Annotated in this window: 1 protein-coding gene and 1 pseudogene; both read left to right on the top strand. The window is 70.9% G+C overall.

The window, feature by feature from the left end; genetic code table 11:
* Window positions 1–344 (top strand): annotated as a pseudogene (locus P3T39_RS33770) (beta-ketoacyl synthase); the annotation flags it as partial.
* Window positions 345–380: 36 nt separating this feature from the next.
* A complete protein-coding gene (locus tag P3T39_RS33765; RefSeq protein WP_280703098.1) occupies window positions 381–17,063 on the top strand; it encodes a type I polyketide synthase in 16,683 nt (5,560 codons plus the stop codon).
* The last annotated feature ends 42 nt before the right edge of the window (window positions 17,064–17,105 follow it).

The raw sequence follows: 17,105 nt of genomic DNA, 5'->3' as shown, positions 1-17,105 counted from the left end.
TTGTCACGGGTCTGCGTCTGCCGGCGACCCTGGTCTTCGACTACCCCACCCCGACTGTCCTCGCCGAACACCTCCTCGCCGAACTCCTCGACGAACACGGCGCAGCGGACGAGCGGTCATTGCTGGCCGAACTCGACCGCCTCGACGCCGTACTGACGGCCGGTGAGCCGGACGACCTCACCAGGACCGCGATAGCGGTCAGGTTGCACCAGATGCTGGAGAAGTGGCGGGGCGCCGACGCGGACACCGCGGCCGGCAGCGTTGCCGAGCGCATCGAATCCGCCAGTACGGATGAAGTCTTCGCATTCATTGACAACGAGCTCGGCCGTCTGAGCGACCGCTGATCCGACTCTAGTCATCACAGGAAGGTTCCTCCCCTCATGTCGAACGACAGCAAGCTCGTTGACTACCTCAAGTGGGTCACGGCCGACCTGCACCAGACTCGCCAACGACTGCTGGATGTCGAGTCAGGCAAGCAGGAACCGATCGCCATCGTCGGCATGGCCTGCCGCCTCCCTGGCGGGGTGCGATCTCCGGAAGAGTTCTGGGAACTGCTGGCCGAAGGCAGGGACGGTGTCTCGCCGTTCCCCACGGACCGAGGCTGGAACCTCGAAGCCCTCGCTGGCGAGGGGAACGGCGCCAGCGCCGCCGTCGAGGGCGGCTTCGTCGACGCGAGTGCCTTCGACGCGGACTTCTTCGGGATCTCGCCGCGCGAGGCGCTGGCGATGGACCCGCAGCAGCGGCTGCTCCTGGAGGCGTCCTGGGAGGCGTTCGAGCGGGCCGGGATCGACCCGACCACGTTGCGCGGCAGCCGGACCGGCGTCTTCGTCGGCACGGCCGGTGTCGACTACGTCGGCGTGGTGATGAACTCGGGCGAGGACGTCGAGGGCCACGCGACCACCGGCCTCACGGCGAGCGTGCTGTCGGGCCGTGTCTCGTACACGCTCGGGCTGGAAGGCCCGGCGGTCACCCTGGACACGGCGTGCTCCTCCTCCCTGGTGGCACTGCATGTGGCGGCTCAGGCGCTGCGCGCGGGTGAGTGCTCGATGGCGCTGGCGGGCGGTGTGACCGTCCTGTCCACACCGATGAGCTTCTCGGGCTTCAGCCGGCAGGGTGGGCTGGCGTCGGACGGGCGGTGCAAGGCGTTCGCGGAGGCGGCGGACGGTACTGGGTGGTCCGAGGGTGTGGGTGTGCTGGTGCTGGAGCGTCTGTCGGATGCCCGGCGCAACGGGCACGAGGTCCTGGCGGTGGTGCGCGGTTCGGCCGTCAACCAGGACGGTGCGAGCAACGGGCTGACGGCGCCCAACGGTCCTTCGCAGCAGCGGGTGATCCGGCAGGCCCTGGCGGGTGCCGGGCTGTCGGCTGCGGATGTGGACGTCGTCGAGGGGCACGGTACGGGTACGCCGCTGGGCGACCCCATCGAGGTTCAGGCACTGCTGGCGACGTACGGCCAGGACCGTGAGCCGGAGCGGCCGTTGTGGCTGGGGTCCGCGAAGTCGAACATCGGGCACACGCAGGCGGCGGCGGGTGCTGCGGGTGTGATCAAGATGGTGATGGCGATGCGTCACGGTGTGCTGCCGCAGACGCTGCATGTGGATGCGCCTTCGTCGCATGTGGACTGGTCGGCCGGTGATGTCAAGCTCCTTACGGAGTCGGTGGATTGGCCGGAGGATGGTCGGCCGAGGCGTGCGGCGGTGTCGGCGTTCGGGATCAGTGGGACGAATGCGCATGTGATCGTGGAGCAGGCGCCGCTGGTCGAAAGTGCCGACGGTGAAGCTGTGGTGTCGCCTGTGGTGGTGCCGTGGGTGGTGTCGGCGAAGTCTGCGGCTGCGTTGGATGCTCAGGTGGAGCGGGTCTCCTCGTTGGAGCTGTCGCCGCTTGATGTGGGTTTCTCGCTGGCGGCGGGGCGGACGAGCTTTGCGCACCGGGCGGTGTTGCTGGCGGGTGTCTCCGGTGTTGCCGAGGTTGCTCGTGGGGTGGCGTCGGATCGTTCGGCGGCGTTCCTGTTCTCGGGGCAGGGGTCTCAGCGGCTGGATATGGGCCGGGAGTTGTACGGGCGGTTCCCGGTGTTCGCCGAGGCGCTGGACTCCGTGTGCGCGGGGTTGGACGAGCACCTGGAGCAGCCGGTGCGCGGCGTCATCTGGGGCGAGGACGAGGACCTCGTCAACCAGACGATGTACGCCCAGGCCGGGCTGTTCGCCATCGAGGTGGCGCTGTTCAGGCTCCTCGAATCCCTGGGCGTGCGGCCGGACTTCGTGGCTGGGCATTCGATCGGTGAGGTGGCGGCTGCGCATGTGGCGGGTGTGTTCTCGCTGGCGGATGCGTGTGCGCTGGTGGCGGCTCGTGGCCGTTTGATGCAGGCGCTGCCCGCTGGTGGCGCGATGGTCGCTGTGCAGGCGACGGAGGACGAGGTCCTGCCCCTGTTGGGTGAGTTGGTGTCGGTCGCGGCGGTGAACGGTCCGTCGTCGGTGGTGGTCTCCGGTGCTGAGGACGCGGTGGAGAAGATCCGCGCTCACTTCGAGGCACAGGGTCGTAAAACCCAGCGGCTTCGGGTGTCGCATGCGTTCCACTCGCCGTTGGTGGACCCGATGCTGGAGGACTTCCGCGCGGTTGTGAGCGGTCTGTCCTTCGGCGAGCCGCACATCCCGCTGGTGTCGAACGTGACCGGTGGGCTGGCGGCACGGGAGCTGGTGTGTACACCGGAGTACTGGGTGCGTCACGTCCGCGAGGCCGTCCGCTTCGCTGATGGTGTGCGGGCGTTGGCCGACGAAGGAGTGTCGGCGTTCCTGGAGCTCGGGCCCGACGGCGTCCTGGCCGCGCTGGCCCAGCAGAGCCTGGAGCAGGACTGCGTCGTCACCCCGCTCCTGCGCAGGGACCACGACGAGGAGAGCGCCCTGCTCACCGCTCTCGCCCGCGTTCACGTCGAGGGTGTGCGGATCGAGTGGGCCGGGCTCTTCGAGGGCACCGGCGCCCGCCGGGTGGACCTGCCCACCTACGCCTTCCAGCACGAGCGCTACTGGCCGAAGCCGGCGGTGCACGTGGGCGACGTGACGGGTGCTGGGCTGGTACCTGCCGAGCACCCCTTGCTGGGCGCGACGGTCGCGCTGGCGAACTCCGAAGGGATGCTGTTCACCGGTCGGCTGTCGCTGAACGCGCATCCCTGGCTGGCCGATCACACGGTGGGCGGGGTGCTGGTCTTCCCGGCCGCGGGTTTCCTGGAGCTGGCCATCCGGGCAGGCGACCAGGTCGGCTGCGACCGGGTGGAGCAGTTCACCATGACGGAGCCGCTGGTGCTGTCCGAGGACAGTGCCGTGGCGGTTCAGGTGTGGGTGGGCGCTCCCGATGAGTCCGGTGCCCGGACCGTGGGTTTCTTCTCGCGTGGGGCCGGGGTTGTGGATGGGCCGTGGGCGGAGCATGCGTCGGGTGTGCTGGTGTCGGGGGTTCGGGCAGGGGCTGTTGGAGTCGAGGTGTGGCCGCCTCGGGGTGCGGTTGTGGTCGATGCCGAGGGTCTGCCCGGGTTGCGGTCGGTGTGGCGGCGGGGCGAGGAGGTGTTCGTCGAGGCTGTGCTCACGGAGCAGGCTGGCGATGCCGGGTCGTTCGGTTTGCATCCGGCGTTGCTTGACACGGTGGTGCGGGCGGCTGCTTCCTCGGCTCTGAGGGACGACCGGGAGCTGGTGGCGTTGTCGTGGAGCGGGGTGTCGTTGCATGCGGCGGGTGCTGCTGTGGTGCGGGCGCGGATCCTTCGGCTGGGTGAGGATGTGGTGTCCGTCGAGGTGGCTGATGTCGAGGGTGCTCCGGTGCTGTCGGTGGAGTCGCTGGTGCTGGGTGCGGTGTCGGGTTCGCTTGGTGCCTCGGCTGGTGGTGGGCGTGATGGGCTGCTGCGTTTGGAGTGGGTTGTTGCTCCTGTGGGTCGGGTGGTGGAGCCGGTCCGTTGTGTGACGTTGGGTGTTGGTGTTGGTTCGTTGGCTGATGTCTCGGGTGATGAGGCGTTGGTGTTGGTTCCGGTGTCGGGTGCGGGTGTTGATGTGCCGGGTGGGGTGCATGGGCTGTCGGCTCGGGTGCTGGGGTTGGTGCAGGAGTGGTTGGCGGGGGAGCGGTTTGCTCGGTCGCGTCTGGTGTTCGTGACGCGGAATGCGGTTGCGGTGGATGCGGGTGAGGTGGTCGGGGATCTTGCCGGTGGTGCGGTGTGGGGTCTGGTGAGGGCTGCGCAGTCGGAGAATCCGGGCCGGTTCGTGTTGGTGGATGTCGAGGCTGATGCGGAGGTGCCGCTGGCTGAGGTGTTGGCGGTGGGTGAGCCGCAGGTGGTTGTGCGTGGTGGTGTGGTGCGGGTGGGTCGGTTGGCCCGGTTGAGTGCCGCTGCTGCCGCTGTTGCGGCTGTTGATGGTGTGGGGTCTGTGGGGTTTGCGGGTTGGGGTGCTGGGACGGTTCTGGTCACGGGTGGTACGGGTGGTCTGGGTCGTGAGGTGGCTCGTCATCTGGTGGTTGTGCATGGGGTGCGGAGTCTGCTGCTGGTGAGTCGGCGTGGGTTGGGTGCGCCGGGTGCGGTGGAGTTGGCGGCTGAGCTGGAGGGGCACGGGGCCCGTGTCTCGGTGGTGGCGTGTGATGTGTCGGACCGGGATGCGTTGGCGGGTGTGCTGGCCGGTGTTCCGGTGGATCGTCCGTTGTGTGCGGTGGTTCATACGGCTGGTGTGCTGGATGACGGTGTGGTGTCGTCGTTGTCGGTGGAGCGGTTGTCGGGTGTGTTGCGTCCGAAGGTGGATGCGGCTTGGTATTTGCATGAGTTGACGGAGCGTTTGGATCTGTCGGCGTTTGTGTTGTTCTCGTCGGTCTCGGGTGTGATGGGCAGTGCGGGGCAGGGGAACTATGCGGCGGGGAATGTTTTCCTGGACTGTCTTGCGCAGTATCGTCGTTCGCTCGGTCTGGTGGGGCAGTCGTTGGCGTGGGGTGCGTGGGCTCCGTCGGGTGGTATGACGGGGACGTTGTCCGAGGCGGATATGCAGCGGATCCGTTCGTCCGGGATTCCGCCGCTCTCGGTAGAGCAGGGTCTGGCTCTTCTGGATGCGGCGATGGGTGTGGACGAGCCGCTTGTCGTCCCGATCGGCCAGCTCGCAGCCTCCGGTGCGTCGCGCGCGCGCGGCGAAGTCCCCACCATGTTCCGGGGGTTGGTCCGTGGTGGGCGGCGGATGGCAGCGACCGCCGAGGGCGGGTCCGGTACGGCTGCGGCTCTCGCGACCCGCTTGCACGAGTTGCGCGACGGTGAGCGGGTCCGTCTCCTCGTGGACCTGGTCCGCACCGAGGCCGCCACCGTCCTCGGACACTCCTCCGCACAGGCCATCGGCGCGGAGCGGGACTTCCACGATCTGGGCCTGGACTCGCTGACCGCGCTTGAGCTGCGCAACCGGATGACGGCCGTCACAGGCCTGCGTCTGCCGGCGACCCTGGTCTTCGACTACCCCACCCCGACTGTCCTCGCCGAACACCTCCTCGCCGAACTCCTCGACGAACACGGTGAGGTGGCCGGCCCCGTTGTGGCGGTCGGGGCGGCCGACGACCTCGTCGCCATCGTGGGTATGGCCTGTCGGCTGCCCGGTGGTGTGGGGTCTCCGGAGGAGTTGTGGGAGCTGGTCTCGGAAGGCCGCGAAGGAATATCGGACTTCCCCACCGACCGCGGCTGGGACCTGGACACGCTGCTGGGCGGCGGCCCGGACTCCCGAGGTCGCAGCGCCACCTCGAAGGGCGGATTCCTGCACGGGGTGGGCGAGTTCGATGCGGGCTTCTTCGGGATCTCGCCGCGCGAGGCGCTGGCGATGGACCCGCAGCAGCGGCTGCTCCTCGAAACCTCCTGGGAGGCGATCGAACGTGCGGCGATCGACCCGGCCACCCTGCGAGGCAGCCAGACCGGTGTGTTCGTCGGCACGGGCGGACAGGACTACCTCACGCTGGTGATGAACTCCCGTGAGGACATCGAGGGCCATGCCAGCACCGGTCTCGCCGCGAGCGTCGTCTCCGGCCGCATCTCGTACACCTTCGGTCTGGAAGGTCCTGCGGTCACGGTCGACACAGCCTGCTCGTCGTCCCTGGTGGCGATGCACCTCGCTGCCCAGTCGCTCCGCAGCGGAGAGTGCTCGCTCGCGCTCGCCGGTGGCGTCACGGTGATGTCGTCCTCGCTCGGCTTCCCCGGCTTCACCCGGCAGGGTGGGCTGGCGTCGGACGGGCGGTGCAAGGCGTTCGCGGATGCGGCGGACGGTACTGGGTGGTCCGAGGGTGTGGGTGTGCTGGTGCTGGAGCGTCTGTCGGACGCCCGGCGCAACGGGCACGAGGTCCTGGCGGTGGTGCGCGGGTCCGCGATCAACCAGGACGGTGCCTCCAACGGTCTCACCGCGCCGAACGGCCCGTCGCAGCAGCGGGTCATCCGCCAGGCGCTGGCGAACGCGGGTCTGTCGACCGCCGAGGTGGACGTGGTCGAGGGACACGGCACGGGAACGACGCTGGGCGACCCGATCGAGGCACAGGCCCTGCTGGCGACCTACGGACGTGGTCGCCAGGAAGGGAAGCCCCTCCTGCTCGGTTCGCTCAAGTCGAACATCGGGCACACGCAGGCGGCGGCGGGTGCTGCGGGTGTGATCAAGATGGTGATGGCGATGCGGCACGGTGTGCTGCCGCAGACGCTGCATGTGGATGCGCCTTCGTCGCATGTGGACTGGTCGGCCGGTGATGTCAAGCTCCTTACGGAGTCGGTGGATTGGCCGGAGGATGGTCGGCCGAGGCGTGCGGCGGTGTCGGCGTTCGGGATCAGTGGGACGAATGCGCATGTGATCGTGGAGCAGGCGCCGCCGGTCGAAAGTGCCAACGGTGAAGCTGTGGTGTCGCCTGCGGTGGTGCCGTGGGTGGTTTCGGGCAAGTCCGAGGCTGCGCTGGACGCCCAGATCGAGCGGGTCTCCTCGTTGGAGCTGTCGCCGCTTGATGTGGGTTTCTCGCTGGCGGCGGGGCGGACGAGCTTTGCGCACCGGGCGGTGTTGCTGGCGGGTGTCTCCGGTGTTGCCGAGGTTGCTCGTGGGGTGGCGTCGGATCGTTCGGCGGCGTTCCTGTTCTCGGGGCAGGGGTCTCAGCGGCTGGGTATGGGCCGGGAGTTGTACGGGCGGTTCCCGGTGTTCGCGGAGGCACTGGACTCCGTGTGCGCGGGGTTGGACGAGCACCTGGAGCAGCCGGTTCGCGGCGTCATCTGGGGCGAGGACGAGGACCTCGTCAACCAGACGATGTACGCCCAGGCCGGGCTGTTCGCCATCGAGGTGGCGCTGTTCAGGCTCCTCGAATCCCTCGGTGTGGTACCGGAGTTCGTCGCTGGGCATTCGATCGGCGAAGTAGCGGCTGCGCATGTGGCGGGTGTGTTCTCGCTGGCGGATGCGTGTGTGCTGGTGGCGGCTCGTGGCCGTTTGATGCAGGCGCTGCCCGCCGGCGGGGCGATGGTCGCTGTGCAGGCGACGGAGGACGAAGTCCTGCCCCTGTTGGGTGAGTTGCTGTCGGTCGCGGCGGTGAACGGTCCGTCGTCGGTGGTGGTCGCCGGTGCCGAGGGTGAAGTCCTGCGGATCGCCGGGGAGTTCGCATCGGACGGCCGTAGGACGCAGCGGCTTCGGGTGTCGCATGCGTTCCACTCGCCGTTGATGGATCCGATGCTGGAGGACTTCCGCGCCGTTGTGAGCGGGCTGTCCTTCGGTGAGCCGCGCATCCCGCTGGTGTCCAACGTAACGGGCGAGCTCGCCACGCGGGAGCTGGTGTGCACACCGGAGTACTGGGTGCGCCACGTCCGCGAGACCGTCCGCTTCGCCGACGGAGTAAGGGCGTTGGCCGACGAGGGTGTGTCGGCGTTCCTGGAGCTGGGGCCCGACGGTGTCCTGTCGGCCCTGGCCCACCAGAGCTTGGACCAGGAGTGCGTCGTCGCTCCGCTGCTGCGCAAGGACCGCGAGGAGGAGAGCGCTCTGCTCACCGCTCTCGCCCGCGTCCACGTCGCAGGCATACGGATCGACTGGACCCGCCTCTTCGACGGCACCGGTGCCCAGCGGGTGGACCTGCCGACCTACGCCTTCCAGCACGAGCGCTACTGGCCGGAGACCGACCCCGTGGCAGGCATGGCGGCCGGCAGCGTCGAGGACCCCCTCGACACGCAGTTCTGGGCCGCCGTCGAGGGCGAGGACCTGGACACCCTGGCCACGGATCTGGCCGTGGACACCGACGCGCTGGGTGCGGTGCTTCCGGCTCTGTCGTCGTGGCGGCGGCACCGCCGGGACCAGTCGCTGCTCGATGCACTGCGGCTCCACGAGTCGTGGAAGCTGTTGTCCGGTGCGTCGTCCGCTCGGCCGAGTGGACCGTGGCTGGTTGTCGCTCCGGTCCAGGGCGTGGACGAGGAGTGGACGGCCGCCGTGATCAAGGCGGTGGGGTCCGACGCACTCTGCCTGAACATCGACCCGGCCCCGGAGCGTGCCGCGCTCGCCGAGCGGCTGCGGGAACTTCCCGCCCCCGGTACCCCGTTCGCGGGCGTCCTCTCCCTGCTCGCGCTGGACGGGACCTCCGATGCGGACGGGACCTCCGATGCAGGCGAGCCCGCAGCCGGCGCGGTCGTGGCTACGGCCGTACTGCTCCAGGCACTGCGCGACGCGGAGATCACGGCGCCGCTGTGGTGCGTCACAAAGGGAGCCGTGGCGGTCGGCCGGACCGAGGCGCCGGCGGAACCGGCGCAGGCCGGGGTGTGGGGGCTCGGCCGGGTTGCGGCGTTGGAGTACCCCCAGCAGTGGGGCGGTCTGATCGACCTGCCGGAGACGCCCGACCGGCGGGCCGTGCAGCGGCTTGCCGGTGTGCTGGCGGGCCTCGACGGTGAGGAGCAGGTCGCGATCCGGCCGACCGGCCTTTACGGCCGCAGGCTGGTGCCGGCCCCCGTCGGTTCGCCCGATGCCGGGTGGGAACCCCGGGGCACGGTGCTGATCACGGGCGGGACCGGCGGCCGAGGTGCGCACGTCGCCCGCTGGCTGGCGGGTGCGGGCGCCGGTCACCTGCTGCTCGTCAGCCGCCGGGGCCCGGAGGCGCCGGGTGCGGCCGAGCTCGCGGCCGAGCTGCGGCTGCTGGGCGCAGAGGTCTCCGTCGTCGCGTGCGACGCGGCGGACCGTGAGCAGCTGGCCGCCGTGCTGGGGGCCATCCCGGCCGACCAGCCGCTGACCGCAGTCGTGCATGCGGCCGGAATCGTGGACGACGGTGTCCTGGAGGACCTGACACCCGAACGGTTCGACTCCGTCCACCGGGCAAAGGTCACGGCCGCGCTGCTCCTGGACGAGTTGACGAACGGTCATGAACTCTCCGCTTTCGTTCTGTTCTCGTCCGTCGCAGGTGCCGTCGGCAGTCCCGGCCGTGCGAACCTCGCGGCGGCGAACGCGGTGCTCGACGCCCTCGCCCAGCGGCGCCGGGCGCAGGGACTGGTGGCGACCTCGGTGGCGTGGGGCGCCTGGGTCGGTGACGACGGCCCGGTCGGTGAACCGGACGAGCTCCCGCGCCGCACGGCGACTCCCGCCGTCCACCCCGAGCTGGCCCTCGCGGCGCTGCGGCAGGCCGTCACCAAGCCCGCGCCCACGCTGGTACTCCTCGACCTCCAGCAGCCGCAGATCCTCGACACCCTGGTCGGCCTGCGCGGCAATCCCCTGCTGCGGGGGCTCCCGGCGGCCCGGCAGGCGATCGCCGACGCCGACGCGGCGCGCAGCGAGTTCGCCTCGGCGGCGTCGGAGCTCGGTCGGCGGCTGCGTTCGCTGCCCGAGCCCGAACGGCTGGTGCTCCTCACCGATCTGGTCCGTACGCATGTGGCAGCCGTGCTCGGTTACGCGGACAAGTCGGCCATCGCGCCGGACCGGAAGTTCCGCGACCTCGGCTTCGACTCGCTGACCGCGATCGAACTGCCCGGCCGGCTGAACCTGGCGACGGGCCTGAAGCTCTCGGCCACCTCCGTCTTCGACTACCCGACCTCGACCGTCCTCGCCGAACACCTCCTTGCCGAGCTGCTGGAGGAGCAGGCGGACGTGCGGACCCCGGCGGCCGTGGCCGCCGGCGCCGGGATCACCGACGACCCGATCGCCATCGTCGGCATGGCGTGCCGTCTGCCGGGCGGCGTCCGTTCCCCGGAGGAGCTGTGGCGCCTGGTCTCCGAAGGAGGGGACGGGATCTCCGCCTTCCCGGACGACCGGGGCTGGGACCTCAGGACGCTGCTCGTCGGAGATCGGGACGGACGCGGCCGGAGCGCGACGCGCGAAGGCGGATTCCTTCCCGGCATCGCCGACTTCGACGCCGGGTTCTTCGGGATCTCGCCGCGCGAGGCGCTGGCGATGGACCCGCAGCAGCGCCTGCTCCTGGAGACCTCCTGGGAGGCGTTCGAGCGGGCCGGCATCGACCCGGAGAAGCTGCAGGGGAGCCAGACCGGCGTCTTCGTGGGCACCAACGGCCTGGACTACGCGACGCTGATGATGAACTCCCGCGAGGACATCGGAGGTCACGCCGGTACCGGTCTCGCCACCAGTGTGCTGTCCGGCCGGATCTCCTACACCCTCGGTCTTGAGGGCCCCGCCGTCACCGTGGACACGGCGTGCTCCTCGTCCCTGGTGGCACTGCACTGGGCGACCCGGGCCCTGCGCAGCGGCGAGTGCTCGCTCGCCCTGGCAGGCGGTGTGACCGTGATGACCACTCCGGTGAGCTTTGCCGGATTCACCGTGCAGGGCGGGCTGGCCTCGGACGGCCGGTGCAAGGCGTACTCCGACGCCGCCGACGGCACGAGCTGGTCCGAGGGTGTGGGGGTCGTCGTCCTGGAGCGGCTCTCCGACGCCCGGCGCAACGGGCACGAGATCCTGGCCGTGGTGCGGGGATCGGCCGTCAACCAGGACGGTGCCTCCAACGGCATCACCGCGCCGAACGGTCCGTCGCAGCAGCGGGTGATCCGGCAGGCCCTGGCCGGCGCCGGGCTGTCGGCCGCCGAGGTGGACGTCGTCGAGGGGCACGGTACGGGCACGTCGCTCGGCGACCCGATCGAGGCACAGGCACTGCTTGCCACCTACGGGCGCGACCGGGACCCCGAGCGGCCGCTGCTGCTGGGGTCGCTCAAGTCGAACATCGGGCACACGCAGGCGGCTGCCGGTGTCGCCGGTGTCATCAAGACCGTGATGTCCATGCGGCACGGCGTGCTGCCCAAGTCGCTGCACATCGACCAGCCGTCCTCGCACGTCGACTGGTCGGCGGGCGCGGTGGACCTGCTCACCGAGGCCAGGCCCTGGCCCGAGGTGGGCCGGCCGTGGCGGGCGGGCGTGTCGTCCTTCGGGATCAGTGGGACGAATGCGCATGTGATCGTGGAGCAGGCGCCGCTGGTCGAAAGTGCCGACGGTGAAGCTGTGGTGTCGCCTGTGGTGGTGCCGTGGGTGGTTTCGGGCAAGTCCGAGGCTGCGCTGGATGCTCAGATCGAGCGGGTCTCCTCACTGGAGCTGTCGCCGCTTGGTGCGGGGTTCTCGCTGGCGGCGGGGCGGACGAGCTTTGCGCATCGGGCGGTGTTGCTGGCGGGTGTCTCCGGTGTTGCCGAGGTTGCTCGTGGGGTGGCGTCGGATCGTTCGGCGGCGTTCCTGTTCTCGGGGCAGGGGTCTCAGCGGCTGGATATGGGCCGGGAGTTGTACGGCCGGTTCCCGGTGTTCGCGGAGGCACTGGACTCCGTGTGCGCGGGGTTGGACGAGCACCTGGAGCAGCCGGTGCGCGGCGTCATCTGGGGCGATGACGAGGACCTCGTCAACCAGACGATGTACGCCCAGGCCGGGCTGTTCGCCATCGAGGTGGCGCTGTTCCACCTTCTCGAATCCCTCGGTGTGGTACCGGAGTTCGTCGCTGGGCATTCGATCGGCGAAGTAGCGGCTGCGCATGTGGCGGGTGTGTTCTCGCTGGCGGATGCGTGTGCGCTGGTGGCGGCTCGTGGCCGTTTGATGCAGGCGCTGCCCGCCGGCGGGGCGATGGTCGCTGTCGAGGCGACGGAGGACGAGGTCCTGCCCCTGTTGGGTGAGTTGCTGTCGGTCGCGGCGGTGAACGGTCCGTCGTCGGTGGTGGTCTCCGGTGCTGAGGACGCGGTGGAGAAGATCCGCGCTCACTTCGAGGCACAGGGTCGTAAAACCCAGCGGCTTCGGGTGTCGCACGCGTTCCACTCGCCGTTGATGGACCCGATGCTGGAGGACTTCCGTGCCGTTGTGAGCGGTCTGTCCTTCGGCGAGCCGCACATCCCGCTGGTGTCGAATGTGACCGGTGGGCTGGCGGCACGGGAGCTGGTGTGCACACCGGAGTACTGGGTGCGTCACGTCCGCGAGGCCGTCCGCTTCGCCGACGGAGTAAGGGAGTTGGCCGACGAAGGAGTGTCGGCGTTCCTGGAGCTCGGGCCCGACGGCGTCCTGGCCGCGCTGGCCCAGCAGAGCCTGGAGCAGGACTGCGTGGTCACCCCGCTGCTGCGCAGGGACCACGACGAGGAGAGCGCCCTGCTCACCGCTCTCGCCCGCGTCCACGTCGAGGGCGTGCGGATCGAGTGGGCCCGGCTGTTCGACGGCACCGGCGCTCGCCGGGCCGACCTGCCCACCTACGCCTTCCAGCACGAGCGCTACTGGCCGCGTCCGGCGCCGCTCTCGGGTGACGTGACCTCGGCCGGACTCGTCCCGGCCGAACATCCGCTGCTCGGCGCGGCAGTTCCGCTGGCCGACTCGGACGGGGTGCTGTTCACCAGCCGTCTCTCGCTGCGCGTGCATCCGTGGTTGCTGGACCACAGGGTCGGCGGCCGGATCATGTTCCCGGCCACGGGTTTCCTGGAACTCGCCATCCGAGCCGGTGACCAGGTCGGCTGCGACCGGGTCGAGGACTTCACCGTGACCGAACCGCTCGTCCTCGCCGAGGACGAGGAACCCGTCGTCCAGGTGTGGGTTGGCGCCCCGGACCACTCGGGGGCCCGTACGGTCAGTTGCTACGCGCGCCCCGCCGACGCGGCCCCGGACGAGCCGTGGACCCGCTGCGCCACCGGCACGCTCACCGCCAGGGACCGGGCCGAGGAGTCCAGGACCCCGGTCTGGGATGCCCCGGTGTGGCCGCCCGTGAGCGGACTCGCCGTGGACCTGGACGGCTTCTACGACGAGCTCGGCCACGGCCCCGCCTTCCAGGGACTGCGGGCGGCCTGGATCCGAGGGGACGAAGTCCTCGCCGAGGTGGAGCTCTCGGGCGAACCCGCCGAGGACGCCAGGTACTTCGGCATCCATCCGGCACTGCTGGAGTCCGCCCTCCACGCCGCCGCTCTGGCGGGGATCGGTGACGAGGAGGCAGTCCGGCTGCCGTACGCGTGGAGCGGTGTGTCGCTGCATGCGGGTGGCGCCTCGGTGCTGCGCGTACGTGTGGTGAGGCTCGGCGAGGACTCGGTGTCCCTGACGGCGATCGACGCCGAGGGCGCGCCGGTGCTGTCGGTGGAGTCGATCGTCCTGCGGGCCCCCTCGGCCTCCCTCGCGGTGGCGGCTCGAAGCAGCGCGCGAGAGCCGCTGTTCCGAGTGGAGTGGATCTCGGCGCCGGCGGATTCGGCGGCGCCGGCGGGCCGGTCGCCGGAGTCGGTCCGGTGTGTGGCGCTCGGCGCCGACGAGTTCGGCGTGGGTGCGTCGGTCGCTTCGCTGACGGATGCGACCGCAGGCGTCCCGGATCTGCTGGTCGTGGCGCTCCCGGCCACCCCGGCCACCCCGGCTGCCTCGGACGCCGTCGCGGATGTGCCGACGGCGGTGCACGGGCTGTCGGCCCGGGTGCTGGGGCTGGTGCAGGACTGGCTGGCGGAGGAGCGGTTCGCGGCGTCGCGCCTGGTGTTCGTGACCCGCCACGCGATCCGTGCGGCGGACGGTGAGGAGCTGCGCGATCTGGCCGGGGGAGCGGCCTGGGGTCTGGTGCGCTCGGCGAACTCGGAGCACCCGGACCGCTTCGTCCTCCTCGACATCGAGAAGGACGAGGACGTCCCCGCGGCGCTGTCCTGCCTGCCGGGCCTGCTGGCGACCGGCGAAGCCCAGTTCGTCGTCCGCGACGGCACCGTGCGGGTCGGCCGGCTGGCCCGGCTGACGACCGGTCCGAGCCTGCTGCCACCGGCCGGTGTGCCGTGGCGGCTGGACGTTCCGGAGGACGGCGGCGTCGACGATCTGGTCCTCGCCCCCTGCCCGGAGGCGGCGGAGCCGCTTGCCGCCGGTCAGGTACGGCTCGCGGTCCGCGCCGTCGGGGTGAGCACCCGTCAGCTGCCGACGGGTGGCGGCGGGGTCGCGGGTGTGGTCATCGAGGCCGGCCCCGCCGAGACCGGTGGAACCGGTGGAACGGCTGGAACGGGTGAGGCCGCCGTCAGGCCCGGGGACCGTGTCATGGGCCTGCTGCCGGTGGGCCTCGGGACGCCCGGCCCGGTGGCCGTCGTGGACGAGCGGCTGCTTGCGCAGGTCCCCCAGGACTGGACGTGGGAGCAGGCGGCGACCGTTTCGGCCGACTTCGTCACGGCCTACCACGCGCTGACGGACCTCTCCAGCTCACTGGCCGGAAAGTCGGTCCTGGTCAACGCCGGTGCCGAGGGTATGGGCCAGGCCGCGATCCAGATCGCACGAGTCCTGGGCGCCGAGGTGTTCGCCACCGCCCCCGACGGCGTGTGGGACACGCTGCGCGGCTTGGGCCTCTCGTCCGACCGCGTCGCACTGCCGGGGACGGCGGAGTTCGAGAGCCGGGTCCTGGAGGCCACCGGCCACCGAGGAGTCGACCTCACAGTGAACGCCGTCACCGGAGGGTCCGCCGACGCCTCGGCCCGGCTGCTGTCGCGCGACGGCCGGTCGATCGACCTGGCCGGGGCACCCGAGCCCGGCCCAGGGCGGACCGGTCCGATCCCGGCCGAGGTCCGGGCGCTGTTCGCCCGGAACGAGCTGCGGCCGCTGCCGGCCACCTCGTGCCACGCGTACGACATCCGGCACGCCCCTACCGCGTTCCGAAGGACCGGCGAGGAGCGGGACGGACGGATCGTCCTCACCATGCCACGGGTGTGGGACCGCGAAGGCACGGTCCTCATCACCGGCGGTACCGGCGCGCTCGGCCGCCACCTCGCCCGGCGGTTGGCCGTCAACGGCATGCGGCATCTGCTGCTCACCAGCCGACGCGGCCCTGACGCCCCCGGGGCGGCCGAACTCGCGCAGGAGCTGCGCCTGTTGGGTGCCGAGGTGACGATCGCGGCCTGCGACACGGCAGACCGGGACGCCGCCGCAGCGCTGCTGGCCGCCGTTCCTGCCGAGCACCCGCTCACCGCGGTCATCCACACCGCCGGTGTGCTCGACGACGGTGTGGTGACCTCCCTCACGCCGGAACGTCTCGCGGCGGTGCTGCGCCCGAAGGTGGATGCGGCGTGGCACCTGCACGAGGCCACCCGTCACCTCGACCTGGCGGCCTTCATCACCTTCTCGTCCATCGCGGGCATCATGGGCAGTCCGGGCCAGGGCAACTACGCCGCGGCGAACTCCTTCCTGGACACCCTGATCGACCACCGCAAGTCGCTGGGGCTGGCCGGCACCTCGCTCGCCTGGGGCCCGTGGGCGCAGGACGACGGTATGACCAGCGAGCTCAGCGAAGCCGACATGCGGCGCATGCAGTCCGGCGGTATGCCGCCGCTCTCGGTGGAGCAGGGGCTCGGCCTCTTCGAGGCGGCCGCCGGCTCCGACGAGCCGCTGGTCATCCCGCTGGGTCTGGCCGCCGGGACGATGCGCCCGCAGGGCGAGGTTCCGCCGCTCTTCCGCGGCCTGGTCAGGACCGCCCGGCGCGCCGCGGCGAACGCTGCGGGCGGGGCGGACTCGGCCCTCTCGTTCACCCGGCAGCTGCTGGAGCTCGGCGAGCAGGACCGCACCCGCTACCTCGTGGACGTCGTACGCACCGAGGCCGCCGCGGTGCTCGGCCACGCGTCGGCCGAGGCCGTCGAGGCGGACCGCGACTTCTACGAACTGGGCTTCGACTCGCTGACCGCCGTCGAACTGCGCAACCGGCTGGCCGCGGTCACGGGCCTGCGGCTTCCCGCGACGGTCGTCTTCGACAGCAGGACGCCCACCGACCTGGCCGGTTGGGTCCGCAGTGAGCTGTCCGCGCAGCCGAGCCTCGACCCGTCGGCCACCGGCGCGGTCGCGGTGCCGTCCAGTGAGCCGGAGATCGACTCGCTGGAGCGGCTGTTCATGGAGGCGCTCGGCAACGGCAAGGTCCCGGAGGCGCAGCGCATGCTGGCGACCGTGGCCGCGCTTCGCCCGACCTTCTCGGCGACGGCGGAACTGGAGGACCTGCCCTGGGCGGCCACGCTGGCCGAAGGCCCGCGAAAGCCGCGCCTGATCTGCATCAGCGCGCCCACCGCCAACGCGGGCATCCACCAGTACGCCAGGCTCGCCGCACACTTCCGCGGCGAGCGCGAGGTCTCGGCTCTGCCACTGGTCGGTTTCGCCTCCGGGGAGCGCCTGCCGGCCACGCCGGAGGTAGCCACCCGGGTGATCGCCGAGAGCGCCCTGCGGGCGAGCGACGGCGAGCCCTTCGTCCTGGTCGGCCACTCCTCCGGCGGTTCCTTCGCCTACGCGGCCGCCGGGCTGCTGGAGAACACCTGGGGGATCAGGCCCGCCGGAGTGGTCCTGCTGGACACCCTGAGCTTCCAGCACAACAGCGACGAGGGTGTCGACTACACCGGGATGATGAGGGTCAACTTCACCAGTGCGGACACCTCTCCGGTACGCCTGACCAACTCCAGGCTGTCGGCGATGGGACGGTGGATGGTCCTGCTCAACCAGCTGGAGGTCCGGCACACGACGGCCCCCGTCCTGCTGGTCCAGTGCGACAAGCCGCTGTTCGGCACGGACTCGGGGCCGAGCGCGGCGCAGGAGCCGCTCGTGCCGGGGGCGGACATCCGCACGGTGGACGCGGACCACCTCTCGCTGATCCGGGAGGACTCCGCGCTGACGGCGGAGATCGTCGAGGGCTGGCTCCGACAGCTGGACCGGCGTACTGCCTGACGCACGCACTGACCGACGTACCGAAAGATCGAGGACCGGGCG

It is taken from the genome of Kitasatospora sp. GP82, assembly GCF_029892105.1.
Classification (GTDB): Bacteria; Actinomycetota; Actinomycetes; order Streptomycetales; family Streptomycetaceae; genus Kitasatospora.
This window is presented reverse-complemented; position numbering and strand designations above follow the sequence as displayed.

Coding starts and splice junctions, on each gene's coding strand:
- P3T39_RS33765 (WP_280703098.1), top strand. CDS start 381: ATGTCGAACGACAGCAAGCTCGTTGACTACCTCAAGTGGGTCACGGCC.